At 34.6% G+C, this 17570-nt stretch carries 13 protein-coding genes and 1 tRNA gene; 4 read left to right on the top strand and 10 right to left on the bottom strand.

The features are described 5' to 3' along the window. Window positions 1-47: 47 nt before the first annotated feature. Window positions 48-755, top strand: coding sequence for a VIT1/CCC1 transporter family protein (locus PT603_RS11175; RefSeq protein WP_274238074.1), 708 nt, complete (start codon window positions 48-50; stop codon window positions 753-755). Between the two features lie 79 nt (window positions 756-834). Here PT603_RS11175 and PT603_RS11170 read toward each other — a convergent pair whose 3' ends face one another. The 8 genes from PT603_RS11170 to PT603_RS11135 all read right to left on the bottom strand — a co-directional run bounded on the left by PT603_RS11170 (window position 835) and on the right by PT603_RS11135 (window position 13748). Beyond that, complete coding sequence (locus PT603_RS11170) at window positions 835-2250, bottom strand: calcineurin-like phosphoesterase C-terminal domain-containing protein (RefSeq protein ID WP_008236460.1); 1416 nt, start codon at window positions 2248-2250, stop codon at window positions 835-837. Between the two features lie 120 nt (window positions 2251-2370). Beyond that, complete coding sequence (locus PT603_RS11165) at window positions 2371-3834, bottom strand: SGBP N-terminal domain-containing protein (protein ID WP_008236462.1); 1464 nt, start codon at window positions 3832-3834, stop codon at window positions 2371-2373. A gap of 17 nt (window positions 3835-3851) precedes the next feature. Next, a complete protein-coding gene (locus tag PT603_RS11160; protein ID WP_008236465.1) occupies window positions 3852-6659 on the bottom strand; it encodes a M16 family metallopeptidase in 2808 nt (935 codons plus the stop codon). Beyond that, window positions 6660-7124 (bottom strand): hypothetical protein, encoded by a 465-nt coding sequence (locus PT603_RS11155; protein ID WP_040488539.1) that lies wholly within the window; start codon window positions 7122-7124, stop codon window positions 6660-6662. Window positions 7125-7140: 16 nt separating this feature from the next. Then, a complete protein-coding gene (locus PT603_RS11150; RefSeq protein ID WP_008236468.1) occupies window positions 7141-8559 on the bottom strand; it encodes a RagB/SusD family nutrient uptake outer membrane protein in 1419 nt (472 codons plus the stop codon). An 11-nt stretch (window positions 8560-8570) separates the two neighbouring features. Continuing rightward, window positions 8571-11948, bottom strand: a complete 3378-nt coding sequence (locus tag PT603_RS11145; protein WP_155805477.1) for a SusC/RagA family TonB-linked outer membrane protein — start codon at window positions 11946-11948, stop codon at window positions 8571-8573. Window positions 11949-11972: 24 nt separating this feature from the next. After that, on the bottom strand, window positions 11973-13100 hold the full coding sequence (locus PT603_RS11140; RefSeq protein ID WP_008236471.1) for a FecR family protein: 1128 nt from the start codon (window positions 13098-13100) through the stop codon (window positions 11973-11975). Window positions 13101-13205: 105 nt separating this feature from the next. After that, window positions 13206-13748, bottom strand: a complete 543-nt coding sequence (locus PT603_RS11135; protein WP_008236473.1) for an RNA polymerase sigma factor — start codon at window positions 13746-13748, stop codon at window positions 13206-13208. A gap of 254 nt (window positions 13749-14002) precedes the next feature. On the opposite strand from PT603_RS11135, the gene PT603_RS11130 reads away from it, so the two are divergent. Continuing rightward, a complete protein-coding gene (locus PT603_RS11130) occupies window positions 14003-15007 on the top strand; it encodes a DUF6340 family protein (protein WP_008236475.1) in 1005 nt (334 codons plus the stop codon). A gap of 144 nt (window positions 15008-15151) precedes the next feature. On the opposite strand, the gene PT603_RS11125 is transcribed toward PT603_RS11130, so the two are convergent. After that, a tRNA-Ile gene (locus PT603_RS11125) sits at window positions 15152-15225 on the bottom strand. Between the two features lie 132 nt (window positions 15226-15357). After that, window positions 15358-15768 carry a methylmalonyl-CoA epimerase gene (gene mce, locus PT603_RS11120; protein WP_008236478.1) on the bottom strand — a complete coding sequence of 137 codons (411 nt, stop codon included), beginning with the start codon at window positions 15766-15768 and terminating at the stop codon, window positions 15358-15360. A gap of 94 nt (window positions 15769-15862) precedes the next feature. On the opposite strand from mce, the gene rbfA reads away from it, so the two are divergent. After that, window positions 15863-16255: a 30S ribosome-binding factor RbfA gene (rbfA, locus tag PT603_RS11115; RefSeq protein WP_008236479.1), complete on the top strand. Its 393-nt coding sequence runs from the start codon at window positions 15863-15865 to the stop codon at window positions 16253-16255. A 2-nt stretch (window positions 16256-16257) separates the two neighbouring features. Next, window positions 16258-17460 carry an ABC transporter permease gene (locus PT603_RS11110; RefSeq protein WP_008236484.1) on the top strand — a complete coding sequence of 401 codons (1203 nt, stop codon included), beginning with the start codon at window positions 16258-16260 and terminating at the stop codon, window positions 17458-17460. Window positions 17461-17570 lie beyond the last annotated feature (110 nt).

Raw genomic sequence — 17570 nt, 5'->3', positions numbered from 1 at the left:
AGGGTTTTTTTAGTATTTTTATGTATCTATGATAAATAGAAAACGCTATGAATTCACCTCTTCCAGATGACTATCTTGCACCTCATTATATACATAAAATTAATTGGCTCCGAGCAGCAGTTCTCGGTGCAAATGATGGAATCTTATCAACGGCTAGTATTGCAGTTGGAGTTGCTGCGGCTAGTGATACCAGAGAACCAATAGTATTAGCTGCATTGGCTGGGCTAGTAGCAGGAGCGCTATCTATGGCTGCTGGAGAATATGTTTCTGTAAGTTCTCAGACTGATATAGAGAAGGCTGATATTGAGCGAGAGAAAATGGAACTTAACGAAATGCCAGAATTGGAATTGCAGAGAATGGCAGAAATTTATGAAAAACGTGGACTAACTAAAGAATCAGCTATGGAAGTAGCTGTGCAATTAACAGCTCATGATGCATTAGGAGCGCATGTTAGAGATGAATTAGGTCTTAATGAAGTAAGTCAAGCACATCCCTTGCAAGCAGCTTTTGCATCGGGTGCATCTTTTACTTTTGGAGCTATGTTTCCGTTATTAGTTGCTATTTTCCTACCTGTGGATTCTATGGTTATTTATCAATATACCATTGCTATCATTTGTTTGGTGATTTTAGGGGCATTAGCTGCTAAAACTGGAGGTTCAAGCATTATTAAAGCAGTGTTTCGAATTACTTTTTGGGGCTCTATAGCTATGGTACTTACCGCTTTAGTAGGGTACTGGTTTGGAGTAAATGTATGAGATAATAATAGGATTACTTTAATCCCATATTGCAATTAATTGGTGAAGGGTGGGACATAAAGTAGGCACTTAACATTAGTTATTCAATCCAAATCCAATACGATGTTTCAATTGGGTTTAATTTTTCATCAGTTATTGTAAATTTTAAGGAATACCCACCTGATTGTAATGTTTCAGGAAGTGATACTTTCCATAGATGGGGTGAATTACGTTTTGTATATGGAGCAACTTGACTATCCTTGTCAGGAGCATTTTTACTTTTTTGACTTTGTTGAATATAGTGTACAAAGGGATCCATTTCTCGTGTTTTTTTCATAGGAAGAATGGTCCCATCCGGCATATGAATTTCAACTTTAGTTTTTTCAGAACCAGCAAAAACATTTAGATAAATTTCTCTATTTTTTGATACAAAGGAGGTAGGAGATCCTTTGTAAGTATCAACCCATAAACTGGATTGTTTTTCTTTTGGAAGCCCTACGCCTTTGTAGGTTAGTTTATAGTCATTTCCATTAAAATCAATTTCAAAGTATCCTTTCGGAGTTCCACATTGCATCAGTGAAGTAGGCGTTCCCTCCCAATCTTTTTGCCCTCTCCACCAATTGCCACAAGATGCACCCGCAGTAAGCTCATGAATAGTATTCCCTGATGGAGTTTTAATATAATTTTGAAATACGGTATGGGTGTGGCCGCTTAATAGCAGCGTCTTTTTAAAAGAATCCAGAATCTGAATAAGTGAATCCTTGTTAGTCATAAAAAGTAATGGAACATGTTGATTTATTACAATAGGGGTACTCTTGGGTACATTTTTCAATAGCTGGGATATAAAACGTAATTGGTTGTTAGGATAGGTTTCATCATAGCCGTATGAACCTTTTGGGGTAATACTGTTTAAAGTAATAAATAATATACCATTTTTATAGAAAGCATAATTTTCCGGACCAAAATAGTTCCGGAAAAGGTCTGTTTGTGATTCCTGTGAGGACGAAAAGTTACGATCGTGGTTACCATAGACAACTCGATACATTTTTTCTGTATTTTCAATCATTGTTTTTAATGAGGAGAATAACTCTGGGGTATCATTTACTAAATCACCAAGGTATATGGTTAGATCATAATCATCTCTATTATTGACTTCTTTTAATATAGAATTGGCAGCATAGAGTAGTTCTTCAGAAGAACCTATTTGTATATCACCAATAGCTAATACCTTAAAGGAAGTCGAAGTTTTTTCTTTTTGCAGTATGAAATTATATTCTTTTCTGGAATCTTGGACGATATGCCACCAAGATTTGGTTTGGACACTATAACCAGAAGGGATTATAGGAAAAATAGCAGATCCTTTTTCTACTTCAATACTAAACCCCCCTTTGTTATTAGTATATACTAATGTATCACCATTTGAAATGGCAATAGGCTTTTTAAAAGGTTTGCCGGAGGAAAGTAATACTCTTCCTTCTATAATCTGTGTTGAATTTTGCGAACTGATAGAACTCATAAGGGAGAAATACAGTGTCAAAAAACAGAGAAGAAATGTATAGGAAGGGGTCATAGTGATAATTTTTAGAAAAAATAAGCAGAGATTATTCTCTGCTTATTTTGAATTTAATTAATATGATTACTGGTTATCTGGGGAATCGTATTTAAATAAGTAAACATCATATCCAACCAGGTATGATGCATAAGCAACACCATTAGGAGCTACTTCAATATTGAGGTCATCAGCAATATCAGCAGAAAGTGTAATAGCACTACTCCAGTTATTTACTTCATCGTCAAAAATAACAAACGTTGGATTTTCAGCTGCATTTTTATAAAGTAGCATTGGAGTGCCATAATTGTTAACAGCAATATCAAAATCTCTGGTTTCTGTAGTTGGAATCATATCCCCCAAAGTTGTCCATGATTTAGTTTCACTGTTATACATTTTAACTTTTAGTTGGAGTTCGGTACCTTCTCCAGTATTTTCAGCATACGCCATATACACATTCCCTTTGCTATCAACATCCATGGCTATATTATAGTAGCTAATAGTATTCTCAGGAGAATCCTTCATTTTATCAGCTAAAATTTCCCATTGGTTGTTTTCATATTTGTATACAGAAACTGATTGTAAGTCACCGAAATCTAATACACTTAAATAGATAGCGTCATTTACCTGTTTTGTAACAATAAACCTTGAAGCGCCTGAACGTCCATTAATTGGTAGGTCTTGCCAAGACCCTTGCTCATTAACTTTTAAGAAAACACCTCGTCTATCTTCACTGCCAGTTACATCATTTAAGTAAAATCCATATAAATTGTTATTAGAATCTATACTTAAAGCAGATAATGAAGATTTTAGTCCTGAATAGGAACCTCCACCTACATAACTCCAACTTCCAGATTGGTAGGCCATTACTGAAGCCTCTTTAACTCCACCTGGGGTGTCAATAAAGCTTATGTATGGAGTTCCAGTATTATTAAATACAAGGTCCAAAGTATAGGTTCTGGTATCTGAAAAATTTGCAGCACCAACACGTGTCCAACTTCCCTGATAACCTATTAGATTTAACCTGCGAAGACTTGTATCTGAGTTGTAAGAAATATAACCTATGTAAGGTACTCCTGTTTGAGGATTAATTCTTAATGAAATATCTGAAGCCGGATTCTCAGAATAGGTGCTTAAAGTGCTCCAAACTGCTGCGGCCATTTTTCCAATGTTAATAGTGTAAATTTTATTGGTCTCTTTTTCTGACACAAGGTATTCTACAGAGGCAGTAAAATCATTCGAGGTGGTACCACTTTGTTGAATAGTGGCTCCCACTTTAACAGCATCACCATCGGTAGTGGTGAAGCGTGCCACCAAAGCTGTCAGGTCTGTTTCAGCCGGAAGATCGATTGAAATTGCAGTTTCTGTACTTGAAATATTCTCTATCACGAAGTCTTCAAAAAGTACACCATCATTGTCGTCCTTGTAAAATCCGAATGAAGTGATTCCTACTTCAGCGGGCTCTACCTTAGGGTCATTATCCTTGCTACAGGAAAAAAGTAGCGAGGATGCTACTGCGAGGGAAAATAAATTTCTTACAGTTTTAGTCATAATAATTAAAATTAAGGTTATTGATTTTTATAGTTTTCTGGATAAAGAATGGCATTAACTCTAGGAGTTTTAAGTAGCTCTTTCTTTATTACTTTTATAATATCTTTTTCCGTAATTGAGTCCAACATAAAATCATAGTTATTTACATGATCCCAGGACCTATATTTTTTGAAATAATAGTCTCTAATTGCTTTGGTCCAGAAGGCATTTGTATTTCTTTTAGCATGGTAATTTTTTTTTGAATTTTCTTTTACATTGTCGAGATCTTGCTTGATAGGTAATTGTCCTGTGGTAATTTCTTTAAGGATCTTGTTGACTTCTTGTATAAGTTGTGATGCGTCTTCTGGAGCACAGTTAAAAGAGATGGTATGCCTACTTAAAGAAGTAGGTGTTGAGGTTGAATTAAGGGAAACATTTACACCGTAAACTTTGCCTGCGTTTTCTCTTAATTCTTCATATAGACGAATTTTAATAATGCCTTCTACTAATTCATTTAATACTTCCTTTTTATGAAGATCTTTAATCTTTTTGTCATGTTGGAATACAACTGAAACAGTAGCTTTGGGCGATGGCGATGCATATCTAATAAATGATTGAGATTTTTTAAAACCAGAAGAGGGGAAGTAAGTTTTAGGATTATATGAATTGTCTGAAGGTAGCCCCCCTAGATAGGTTTCAATATAAGGAAGAAGGTCATCGAGTTTTTGATCAGAGATAATAATTACAGTATAGTCAAAGGCATTTCCAAAGAAAGCATTATACAGAGGAATCATATCGCTTACATGAAGTCCTTCTTCTATCATCTCTGGAGTTGTAGGAATGGTCGTATAATCCTTTCCTTTTATTAAAAAGTTAAGTTCATTTCTGAAGTCTACTTGCTTGTCATTTGGACTTTGTTCGGCTTTTAGAATAGATTGTTCTTTAACTTTATCAAATAGAATGGAATCAATCTGTGGTTGAGTCCATTTTAAATAGAATAATTCGAAAAGTGTAGAGGTGTCTTGTACATTTGAACTTCCAAAGAAACCACTTCGAGTTTTGTCAACTAACATTTGAACTTTGGCAGAATTACCAGCAAGAAAATGACTTAATGCTTCACGAGAAAAATTGCCATAACCACTCAGGGAAACGATAGGTTCAGCATACATGGATGTTAGATAGTCAATAGAATCCATGCCATAGAACCCTCCAGCACGAAACCCAGAAAGTAAAACCTTATTTTTTTCTATATCGGAGTGTTTGTAGATAATTTTCACGCCGTTACTTAGAATTAATTCGGTAGCGTCAATTTCTGAAATCGGATTTATAGAGGTTGTTTTACCTGCAAGTGGATGTTCATTTAGAAGTTTTTCTGGAACAAAAAGTGAATCTTTATAGGGAATAATTTTATGAGGAGCAGAATTTATTATTGCTAATAATTCTTTGTTAAGTGGAAGTTGAGTTTTCATTGATGCATTAGTAGTCATCAAATACCTTTTTGGACCTAAATTGATGTTTTGTAAATAGGATAAAATGGTTGTTGAGTCGATTTTTGGAATCGATTTTTTTAGTATTTCTAATTCGTAGGAAGGGTCAATAATACTGTTTCCATAGAAAAAATCTTGATACATCTGATTCATTAAAGAAGAAGACGAAGAAGACTTTTCAGCCTGTACTTTACGTTTAAAAGAGCCGTAAAGATTTTTTTTAGTTTTTTCAATTTCTTGATTCGTAAATCCGTAGGTGTATAATTGACCTAAATGAGTGTTAAATTGTTCAATTCCTTTTTTTAGGTTGCTGGAATCCAATTCAACTGTGGCAATAATTGCACCCTTAACAGGTAAAAAGTTACCTATAGAGATACTACCATCTGTATAGAATGTTTTTCCCTTGGAAAGCTTCGCAAATCGTTCTTTAAAAAGACTGTTAATTATCGTTCGTGTAAGATATTGCTCATATAAATTGATAGAGGCTACATCCCTTAGAGGAGGGATCAATTGAATATAATTTAATTCAGTTTTGGTCACCCAAGAATCTGAATAAATTAGAAGACTATCCTTAGTGTATGATGGTATGGGATGTTCTTTCCAATTCGGAGAAGTGGTTTTTTTACTTTCAAATTTTTTCTTGATCAGTTCTTCTACCTTGTTTACATCAATATCTCCTGAAATGGCAATTGCCATTATTGAGGGGTCGTACCATTGGTTATAGAATTGTTTAAGCTCGGAATGCTTGAAGTTTCTTAAGATAGTAGTATCTCCAATAACTTTTCTATTTGAGTATAGGGAACCGTTAAGTAGCTGGTCAAGAAATGCTTGTGAACTATTTAGTTTAGGGGATTGTTTTGATAGCCACTCTGAAAGTATTACTCCACGTTCTTTTTCTACTTCCAATGAGTCCAAGAGCATACCATCTACCCAGTCTGAAAGAATTGTAAGGGTTGAATCTACTACCTGGATATCCCGTGTGGGGATTTTTAGTTTGTAAATAGTTTCCTGGAAAGAAGTATGGGCATTTAAGTCATGTCCAAATTTTGCACCTTTTGATTCCAAAAAACGGATTAATTCGTTAGCCTTGAAATGTTTAATACCATTGAACGCCATATGTTCTAGGAAATGAGCTAATCCTAATTGATTATCAGCTTCTTGCAAAGAACCTGTTTTTACAAAAAGACGCACATCTGCTTGATTTTTTCCTTGGTCTGTGGGATAAATGTAATAAGTCAACCCATTAGAGAGCTTCTTTTTTATTAGTTGGGGGTCTTGTAATAGTCTTTGTCCTACCATGTTAAATGACAGGAAAGGCAAGAAAAGGAAAAGGAGAATGTAACGCAATGAAATAGTCATTTAGGGATTTACTTTTGTTATTTTTAAGGCACTTAAACGAGCATCAGGACCCGGAAGTCCCATAGTAAGATTTAGGTTATTATTAGTGAGTTGCAGGGTCAATGTATTATCCTTTTGCGTGTCTACAGGCTGAGATAACCAACGTATCTGTATAGGACGTCTATATATACCTTTTGGAAAGATTAATGGGTTTTCTGATGTGATTAGTTGGAAATCGATGCCTTCTTGTAACCCATCACCTAAGTTAACGGTATAGGAGACCTCTAAATCTTTATTAAGAGGTTTTGAACTTAATGAAACGTAATAAGAAACAATATCTCCTCTATTTGAATTAACTTGAATCGCATCAGCATTATTAAAACTAATAGAGACAAAAGGATGGTCATAAGGAGTTACCTCATCTTTACTACATGAAATTAAGGAGGTAAGTGTAATTAGCAAAAGTAATTTTATATGTTTTTTCATTAGAAAACCTTTTGAATTAGTAGCCTGAATTTTGTAAAATGTTAGTATTTGCATCAATCTCTGCTTGCGGTATTGGAAGGATGAATAGATCACTTGGGTAAGCAATAAATTGAACAGTAGAAAGTGTATTTTCAGCTCTTTCTAAACTTTGGTGATTACGGCTTAAATCAAATAGACGATGACCTTCAAATGCCAATTCTTTAGCACGTTCATTCATTAGTAAATTCATCATTTCTTCTTGAGTATTTTCAGTTATTTCAATCTCAATGGGAGTTTTCTGTAATGCCCTAGCTATTAAAGATTTTAAATCGCTTTTAGCTTCTTCTAAGGAATTTAGTTTGATGTTAGCTTCAGCACGGATAAGGTACATTTCTGAGGCTCGCATAAGTATTAAGTCATACTGTACTTCTCCTTGATTAACATCTGTTTTTGTATGTTTTAGGGTGCTGTGTGTACCATTATTTTGTACCTGCAACAGATCTAGTCGGATATCTTCTTGATCTTGAAAAAGAGTAATTAATTTAGTAGATGCAAAACCTATAGGACCGTTGTTATAAAAGGATGAAGTTGCTGATTTTTGTAACCATCCATTTAGTTTAAAAATAGTTTCCCCTACAAAATTATTTTGTGTAAATACATTAATGTAATCTGGTCCTTGGGAAAGAGATTTTGCTTCTATTGCTTTTGAAGCGTGCATAATTGCCTCTTCATTTTTACCCATATAAAGAGATACTCTAGCCAGTAGTCCTTGAACAGCAGAAGATGAAGCGTAGTACGGAGCTTTATTTTCATTAAATGAGGCCCCTTCAAATAAAGCATCGGCGTCTTTTAAATCACCTAAAATTTGTGCATATACATTTTCAACTGTATTACGTTTCAAATTATCATTTGGTCCAGGAATTTTTAAGACTATCGGAATGCCTAAATGAGAAGCATCGGTAGTATAATTATAATTTTGTGCATATACTTTGACTAGATCAAAGTGAACCAATGCTCTTAGAAATAAAGCATTAGCCATGATGTTATTAAGCTCATTTTTATTTCCTGGAAACTTCTCCAACAAGGCTGGATAGTAGTTGATTATGTTGTTGATGTTGGTAAGGGCGTCGTAACAATATTCCCAAATGTAACTTACTGCACCAATGGTTTGATCGGGATTTGAGATATAGTTGAATTGAGGAGCCATCTTAGTGTCAGCACCAACTATTGTCATTTCAAGCATATCGCCAGCAACATCGGGATATAGTAAAAATTCTGAATCGTAATATTTGTAAATTCTACTATATGCTCCCGGGAGGGCTGCTCTAACACCATCCATGTCTGAGAAAAACACAGGTATTGATGAACGTCCTTCATCCTCAACCTCTAAAAAGCTTTGACAAGCTGTAAATGAAAGACAAAGAATACTTATAACGAATATGTTTTTTAATTTCATATGAAGTAGGCTTATAATGATACATTTATACTAAGTGATACCGAAGTTTCCATAGGGTATCCACTCATGTTGTTTTTATATGAATTTCTGTTAGGTTTGTCATAGGGAGTCCATAGGAGTAGGTTGTCCCCAATAAGGTAAAAGTTAACCGTACTAAATCCCCATTCTTTAGCCTTCTCTTGTGGAACAGTGTAACCAAGACTAATATTCCGAACTTTAATATGCGTCTTTTTATATAGGAATCTTGTGGAGTTCATAACTGACTGTGAGCTAATACCCCAAAGTGGCCTTGGAGACAATGTGAGATCTCCAGGATTTTGCCATCGATCCAATTGATTGATTGATTGGTTTTCGTTCATGATGTTTAAGCCATCAGAGGTAACGTTTCTGCCGAAAGAGGAAAAGCCATAACCGCCTATTGTATAGTTGGCCATTACTCTTAAATTAAAATTTTTATATTTAAGAGTGTTTACAATGCTTCCGAATACGTCAGGAGCTGCTTTTTTTCCATCAACTACTCTATTAATTGCACTATATTCTCTTGTGATGTTTCCGTTAAGATCGTACCATAGAGGCGCTCCATCATTGGGGTCAACACCCGCCCACCGAACGAGGTAATAAGTGTCAATTCCTTCTCCTTCTTGCCAACGAGTTACCCCAAAGTTTCTAGAAATTCCATTATATAGTTCTAAAAGCTTATTTCGATTGTGAGAAGCTACAATGGTAGTGGTCCAATCTAGATTTTTGGTACGGATTGGAGTACCCTCTAGGGTTAATTCTATTCCCTTATTCTCAATTGATCCCACATTTCGATAAATGGTTCTTGCTCCAATAGTTCTGGAAACATCAAGTTTACTCAGTAAATCAATGGTTTTATTTCTGTATATTTCAGTAAGTAAACTAACTCGGTTGTTTAAAGCTGCAACCCTAAGACCAACATTGGTCATATAAGTAGTTTCCCAAGATAGATAAGGATTTGGCGGGTTGCTCATTCCTGCTCCTAATGCCCCCCCGTATTGATAGCTGTCTGAAACTACATATACTCCATCAGCTTCCTGTCTTCCAATTCGTGAATTTCCATTAGTTCCATAACTAGCCTTTAGATTAAGAACATTTATAAAATTGCTTTTAAAGAAATTCTCTTTGTGGATATTCCAAGATGCACCAGCAGACGCAAAATTTGCCCACATTACATTACTTCCAAAATTTGAGTTTCCGTCTTTTCTGGCACTTAAAATTAGGTTATATCTATCATCCATTGAATAGGATAATTGTCCTAAATAGGATGCACTACGAGTTGTGGAATTACTTCCAGATCCAGTGGTATAAGATGCATAAGATACTTCTCTTAAATGATCATTAGCGAACCCTGCTCCATAAGACGACACATAGGTGTTTTGCCTTGAAATAAGCTCAACCCCAATTACACCAGAAAGTGTGTGTTTTCCAAATGACTTATTAAAATTTAAACGATTTATCCATGACCAGTTGGTAAAATTTGAACTTGACCAACGCGCATATCCTTCCGGTTTCCCTTCTATATTATATCCAGACCAGTTTTTCATGGAACTGTATATATTTTCGTTACTCCCTTGATAGTCAATGCCCAATTGAGAAGCTATATAGATATGTTTGTTAAGGGTGTATTGTGCATTAATATTTCCTTGAAAGTTGAATGTTTTTTGACCGTTGTCATTTTGTTCGCGTTCAGCCAGTTCATTAAAAAATTTCTTTGTAATCCATCTTGGGCTACCATCTGGGTTGCGACCATCAATTATTTTGTAAAACTGTCTAAAACTACCATCACTGTTGTATGGAGAGATAATAGGAAGAGTACTATAATAGCTATGTCCTGGGGTGAAAAGATCATTTTCATTATAGGTCCCAGACATTATAACATTTAATGAGAATTTATCCGAAAGAGTAAACTTAGTATTAGACCTTAGCGACAATCGCTGTTGTTGATTACCTTTAATAGTTGCTTCGTTATTAAAATATGATCCAGAAAGGTAGTATGTCATTTTTTCGGTACCCCCACTAGCAGACATGTTTAATTGTACATTGGAGCCTAGATCATAAAATTCATCATACCAATCAGTATTAGTCGATGAGTAGCTATTTAAATCATTATCCGTAAATGGAAAATAAGCCATGTCATTTCCTGCATTTAAATAAGCTTCCTTGGCTAAGGTCATGTATTGTTCGCCATTTAACACTTTAAACTTTGTACTTTCATTGATTTTTGAAATTCCAGTTCGTAAAGAGAGATTAAGTTGTGGCTTTCCTTCTTTTCCTTTTTTGGTGGTAACTAAAATCACACCATTGGCACCATCGGCTCCATATATTGAAGTAGCTGAGGCATCTTTAAGAACCGTAATGGATTCAATATCATCAGGATTTATATAGGAAAGGGGACTGATACTTGTTTGTAATCCTCTTATCATATTAGTTCTGTCTCCTGTGTGCATGGGTACACCATCAATAATCCAAAGGGGTTCATTGGAGGCACCTAAGGAGGCTTCTCCTCTTATAGTTACACTATAACGTGGTCTCGCGCTGGAGGCATCATCACTTTGAGGATTAAATTCAAGTCCAGGAACAATTCCTTCTAGCAGTTCATCAACTCTTTTCTGAGGGAGGTTTTGTAACTCCTTACTAGTCACTTGAAAAGCGCTGGAAACCAAATTGGATTTTTTTTGGATAGTACCATAATTACTGGTAACAACTACCTCTTCCAAAGATTGGGTATCTTCTTCTAAAAGAATATTTAGGAAACTGTCATTTTTTATGGTTATTTCTTTAGTTATGAAACCCATACTCCGTATTTGGAGTATACTATTTTCAGGAACATCTGACAGCGTAAAATTTCCATCAAAATCAGTTATAGCCCATTTTGATGTATTATTTTTAAGAACAAGTGTAGCACCAACAACAGGAATACCACCTATATCTTTAATCGTACCATTTACAGAAAATAATTTTTGTATAAAACTGTTAATAACACCTTCGCTTTGAGAATTACTTTTTTCCTTATATAGTATAATTTGGCGTTCAATAATTCGATAACGTATAGGAGTATCCTTTAAAAGGAGGGCCATAACTTGTTCAATATTACCCTCTTTAATTTGGATATTTACTTTTTTGGTGACATCTGTTTTTTCTAAACCTGATTGAATAAAAAGATATTCCGAAACAGATTCAATAGTAGCTATTGCCTCCTTTATTTCTTTATTTTGTAGGGAAAGAGTAATGCCTTTTTCTTGCGGGAAAATTTTTATTACTTCGATACCTGCATACATTGTATTGTGGACCAATAAAATGGTTAGTACACAAAAGCTTTTTAGTATGAATTGCCTAAGCTGTTTCTGTGGCTGGTTTATAAATTGCATTAGGAATCTCGTTTTTGTTTATTACTATTTGTTTATACTGAATGATGTATTTGTAAGAAGAGAAAGTGTTTCAATAACATTATTAACATCATCCGAGAGATAAATTTTCCCTGAACAAGTTTTCTTTGATAGTTTATTTGAATCACCTTTAAATGAGATGTTATAGTATTTTGTTAAGGCCGAAAGAACTTCTGAAATTGGAGTGTCTTCGAAAACTAAATAACCTTTAGTCCAGGAGGTATATAAAGCGGTATTTACAGCTTTTTTAGAAAGTTGACCATTATCGATAACAATCATTTCTTTTGGAGCCATGGGAAGTTTTGTCCCTTGCGGTGTTAATACCGAAACGCTTCCTTCTACTAAAACCACTGCATCTCGAATATTTTCCCTATAGGCATTAACATTGAAGATTGTTCCATAAACTTGGACTTCAAAATTTGATGTGGCTACTGTAAATTGTCTTTTGATGTCTTTTGCAACTTCAATAAGGATTTCACCTTCAACATTTATTTTTCGTTCATTCTTAGGGAATATGGCAGGAAAATGGACTGTACTCCCTGAATTTACCCATAATTTACTACCGTCTTCTAAAACAATTTGTGAGCGCTTACCATAAGGAACTCTTAGTGTATTAAGACCTGTTTTAGTGCCATCTAATAATTGGTTTTTATAGGAGATTTGACCTAAGGAATCAACTTTTAAAATCGCATCTGGATCTAATACGATGGTTCCTTTTTTAGTCAGTAATTCAATTGAAGGATCTGTGGTGTTGCGTTCCACAATTACTTCGTGAATTACATTGTTTTTTTGGGTTTTATAAAATACACTAATACCTATTAAAAGTGAAATACTTGCGGCAGAAGTCAGTAATACCCTTTTTAGGGTAAAAATAGGTGCCTTAGGTGTGGGGTAATTTGAGTGATATTTAGCCTGAGTTGCAAAAATTCGTGAATGAAGCTCTTTCTTTTGCGATGACTTTAAAGTTGTCATTTCAAATTGAACGGAGTCTAGTTTTAGACAGGCTTCATTAAATGCATTTAGGTGTTCAGGGTGTTTTTTCAAGTAGGATTCCCAATAGGAATCCTCTAGGGGTTCTTTGGAAAGTTTCCAAACGATGAAATAACTGTCTTTTAAGAAATCGTTAGCGGTCATACATTGTTTTTAGAGTCATTGGGGCGGGATACATTTCCGCAGACCTATAGAAGACCGAAGAATCTCGATTATATCATCGTTATTTTTGTTAAAAAATAGTTAATATTAGTTTTTGTGATTGAGATAAATCATCAAATAGAAGAAAGTTGACCCGTGTTTTCTTAGCTCTTTCAATGCTTTAAGTATTAGATTACGACAAGCAGGAATGCTTATTTGTAAAATTTCTGCTATTTCAGCATAGCTGTAATTACCGGTATATCTTAGGTAGATAATTTCTCTTTGGCGTGGCGTAAGTGTTTTAAGTACATGCTGTATTTTTTTTTGAATTGTATTTTCAAAATCAGCATCAATAAGCATTTCTTCTATATTCACTGTTATGGAAAATGGTAAGTCACCATCTTCTGTAGAATCAAGATTCTGAACTCTTTGAGATTCATTAATAAGTTCGTTTCTAACACTTTTTATGAGATACGATTTTTCATTTTCAATATCAAGGGGTGACTTTTTTTCCAATAAACGTTGAAAAACATTATGAATAGCATCCATAACAGCATCTTCACTAAACCCCATACGAATCCCATAGTCGAACATTATGTCAACATAGTTGAGGTACAAAACATTAATATGATTTGTAGTATTTGAAAGCATGGGGGGTACCTTTATTTTAAAGTCAAATATATAGATAGTTGTTTCAAAAACAATTGTATGTGATACTTTTTAAAAAATTGAAGTGGTTTTGAAGTGTTTACCGAAGGTTATTCTTGTTAAATTGTCAAAATCGTCTTTAAAAAGAGCTGTTCTTAGAGTTCTAATTGGTTATAGACTTTTAATGAGTTTGTTGTTTGATAGAAAAATGTGGCATGTTTGTTGTAAATTTTCGCGATGAAACCAAATTTTAAACTATGAAGATAAAGTACATTATTAGTCTAATTGTAACTTCCACAATAGTTGTGTCATGTGGAAGTTATGGATATGTTTATCTAGATTACCCGCAATCCCCTCAAGTTAGTTTACCACATGAGATTGATGAAATAGCTATAGTTAATCGTTCTCTTATTAAAGAAGAAAACCGTCAGAACAGAGTTTTTGAATCTGTAATTACAGGTGAGGTGGCTGGTTCTGATAAAATAGCATCTGACGAGGCCATAAAGGGAGTTCTAGCTGGAATGCAAAATCAGAACTATATAAAAATGATTCTTCCGGATACCCTTAGGATTTATGGTACAGGTACAAGGCAGTTGCCTGATGTGCTCTCTTGGGATCTAGTTTCTGGTATTTGTGCTGATAATCAAGCTGATGCTCTTTTAGTACTTGAAACTTTTGATTCCAATTCAAACATCGTTATTCAAACTGCTGTTCAACAAGTGTCTTCTGTTTTAAAATCAGGAAAGCCATCTCCACAATTGCCTCGTCAAGCTCAGGTTGATGTGAGAAGTTATTGGAGATTGTATGATCCATATACCAAAACAATTATAGACCAATTTCAGCAAACACACCTATTAAATTTTTCTTTGATAAATGGAGTGCCTCCTCTAAATGCACTTCCAGAAACAGCCTACGCTGCTGGATATGATTATGCTAGTAGATTCCTACCGGGATATTATCGTGTAAAAAGAGATTTGTATAAGAAGGGAAAAGGGAAAGATAAAAATGAATTTGCTACAGGATGGAGGCGGAGTGAAGTAGCAAATTGGAAGGATGCAATTGAAATATGGACTAGGATTGCCAGTAATGTAAATAGCGTTTCAGCCGGACGTGCAGCTTTAAATGTTGCTGTGGCATACGAAGTTCTTGGAAATACAGAATTAGCTCTTGAATGGGCACAACGTGCTTATGAAGATCATGGAGATAAACAAGCCCGAGATTACGCTAAAATTTTGCTAAGGAGGAAACGCTTTGAACTCTAAAAGAAGGGAAATTATGATTAATAATTTATTTTTACACTAGTTGTCGTTTGTAAAGTTCATGAGTTTTATTCCTTATGTAATTATTTTTAATTCTAAATAAAAAAACCTTGTAAATTAATTTACAAGGTTTTTTAAGTTTAAATGTGGTCCCACCTGGGCTCGAACCAGGGACCACCTGATTATGAGTCAGGTGCTCTAACCAACTGAGCTATAGGACCGGTACAAACAAAATATTGTTTTGAGTACGTTTCTATAAACCATTCGGTGGTTTTTAGAGGATGCAATATTACTACTATTTTTAATTTGCTACAAGCATTTTGTAAATATTTGCATTATTGTTTTATATGTTTTTATGGTGTAGGTGTGGCATCTTGACAAAGTTCGACTAACACTCCATGTGTACCCTTGGGGTGTAAAAAAGCAACTAACTTATTATCGGCACCTTTTTTTGGCTCCTCATTAAGTACTGTAAATCCTTCATTTTTTAATCTTTGTATTTCAGATTTTATATCTGCTACCTCAAAAGCAATATGGTGAATACCCTCTCCTTTTTTTTCAAGAAAACGGGCAATAGGACTATCTGGACGTGTAGCTTCTAGCAATTCAATTTTGCTTTCGCCAGTGATAAAAAAACTTGTACGTACCCCTTCACTTTCTACTTCTTCCATTTTATAAGGGTTTGTATTAAGTAAGGAGCTAAAAAGAGTATTGGCAGATTCAATATCATGTACAGCAATACCTATATGTTCAATTTTTCTCATAATAGAGTTAATTTCCTGTATAACGGCTATAAAGGTACAAATAGGTGAGTAAACACTGCTGTTATCTATGGCAGGAATTACGTATTTTTGCATTATGGAAAGTAATAGACAGAAAAAAATAGCAGGTGTGCTACAACAGGATCTTGCCGAAATTCTTCAAGGAGCGGCAAGAAGCGGTGGAATGCAGAACCTATTAATATCAGTAACTCAAGTAAAAGTAACTGTTGATCTTTCAATTGCAAAGGTGTATCTCAGTATTTTTCCTAAAGAAAAGTCATTGGAATTGATGGAAGGAATCAGCTCTAATGCTCCTTTAATAAAGCATGAGTTGGCGCAGCGGACAAGGGATCAATTGCGAAGGGTTCCTTCACTTGAATTTTTTATTGATGATTCATTAGAATACATTGATCAAATTGAACGTTCTTTGAAGCGCGTCGACAATCCTATTGATAACCCCGATATGCTCCCTCGCAGAAAGAAGTCATAAACGTGAATTTCCCGTTATATATAGCCAAGCGATATCTCATTGCAAAAAGTAGGCAGAACGCAATTAATATAATCAACCGGATTACGGCTGCCGTAGTAGTTATTGGAGGTGCTGCACTTTTTATTGTTTTGGCGGGATTCGCAGGATTAAAAACATTTAGTCTTTCATTTGCATCACTAGTTGATCCAGATTTAAAAATTCTACCAGCCACGGGTAAATATATTAATCTTACTCAAAATCAATGGGAACAAATTAAATCCTTGCCGGAGGTGGTTTCATATTCTGCTGTAGTTGAGGAAAGGGTTTTTCTTAATTATAAAGATAAAAATCACATAGCTTATTTTAAAGGTGTTGATAGTTCTTACCCAATGGTAAATAATGTTGACAGTATTTTAGCAGTAGGGAATTGGGATTTGAACGAGCATCAGGTGGTTGTTGGGGCAGGTATCCTAAACTTGCTTGGACTAACACTATATAATACTAATTCAAGCCTACAAATTATAGTTCCCAAGGCGGGAAAAGGTTCAATTACATCTGCCACACGTCCATACAGAGATGCTTTTGTAAGTGTTTCTGGTGTGTACCAAGTAACGGAAGAGTTGGATAAAACATATGTTTTTGGCACCATTAAAATGGCAAGATATTTACTGGATTTAAAGTCAACTGAATACTCAGGGGTTGAATTGAAATTAAAACCAGGAACAGATCCGAAAGAGATACAGCTCAAATTACAAACCCTTTTAGGAGAACAAGTATTAATAAAAACTAGAATTCAACTTAATGACGCTCTTCATCGAATGCTGAATACTGAAAATATTGCAGTATATCTAATTTTCACCTTGGTACTTATTGTGGCCTTGTTCAATCTAGTAGGAGCACTTATTATGATGATACTTGATAAAAAGAATGATGCTAAAACACTATACAGTTTGGGAACTTCAATTCGCAATATTCGTCGAATTTTCTTTTTACAAGGCCTTCTGGTTTCTTTTTTTGGTGCAGTTGCTGGATTACTATTAGGCTTACTAATAACACAGTTACAGATAAGTTTTGGTTTTTTAATGATTTCCTCTAGCCTCCCTTATCCTATGGAAATTACACCTACCAATACCGTAATCGTTTTTATAACAATATTGGTTCTTGGAGCGATTGCTTCTTGGATTGGAAGTAGTCGAATTTCTTTTAAATTAATAGCGAACAAATAAAGTTCTACCTTAAATAGTTGCATTTTTCTTAAAAAGAATATATTTGTTTAATGATTGATATAGTTTAGTCCTTTTTTGTAAAGGATTCTTCCCGAAATTAAATTGTGATA

The organism is Imtechella halotolerans, from assembly GCF_028743515.2.
Lineage (GTDB): Bacteria > Bacteroidota > Bacteroidia > Flavobacteriales > Flavobacteriaceae > Imtechella > Imtechella halotolerans.
This window is presented reverse-complemented; position numbering and strand designations above follow the sequence as displayed.

Bases quoted from the DNA above. Each gene is read 5' to 3' on its own strand.
- PT603_RS11150 (WP_008236468.1), bottom strand. From the start codon at position 8,559: ATGAAATTAAAAAACATATTCGTTATAAGTATTCTTTGTCTTTCATTT.
- PT603_RS11135 (WP_008236473.1), bottom strand. From the start codon at position 13,748: ATGCTTTCAAATACTACAAATCATATTAATGTTTTGTACCTCAACTAT.
- PT603_RS11165 (WP_008236462.1), bottom strand. From the start codon at position 3,834: ATGACTAAAACTGTAAGAAATTTATTTTCCCTCGCAGTAGCATCCTCG.
- PT603_RS11145 (WP_155805477.1), bottom strand. From the start codon at position 11,948: ATGCAATTTATAAACCAGCCACAGAAACAGCTTAGGCAATTCATACTA.
- PT603_RS11175 (WP_274238074.1), top strand. From the start codon at position 48: ATGAATTCACCTCTTCCAGATGACTATCTTGCACCTCATTATATACAT.
- PT603_RS11170 (WP_008236460.1), bottom strand. From the start codon at position 2,250: ATGAGTTCTATCAGTTCGCAAAATTCAACACAGATTATAGAAGGAAGA.
- PT603_RS11140 (WP_008236471.1), bottom strand. From the start codon at position 13,100: ATGACCGCTAACGATTTCTTAAAAGACAGTTATTTCATCGTTTGGAAA.
- mce (WP_008236478.1), bottom strand. From the start codon at position 15,768: ATGAGAAAAATTGAACATATAGGTATTGCTGTACATGATATTGAATCT.
- PT603_RS11130 (WP_008236475.1), top strand. From the start codon at position 14,003: ATGAAGATAAAGTACATTATTAGTCTAATTGTAACTTCCACAATAGTT.
- rbfA (WP_008236479.1), top strand. From the start codon at position 15,863: ATGGAAAGTAATAGACAGAAAAAAATAGCAGGTGTGCTACAACAGGAT.
- PT603_RS11160 (WP_008236465.1), bottom strand. From the start codon at position 6,659: ATGACTATTTCATTGCGTTACATTCTCCTTTTCCTTTTCTTGCCTTTC.
- PT603_RS11155 (WP_040488539.1), bottom strand. From the start codon at position 7,124: ATGAAAAAACATATAAAATTACTTTTGCTAATTACACTTACCTCCTTA.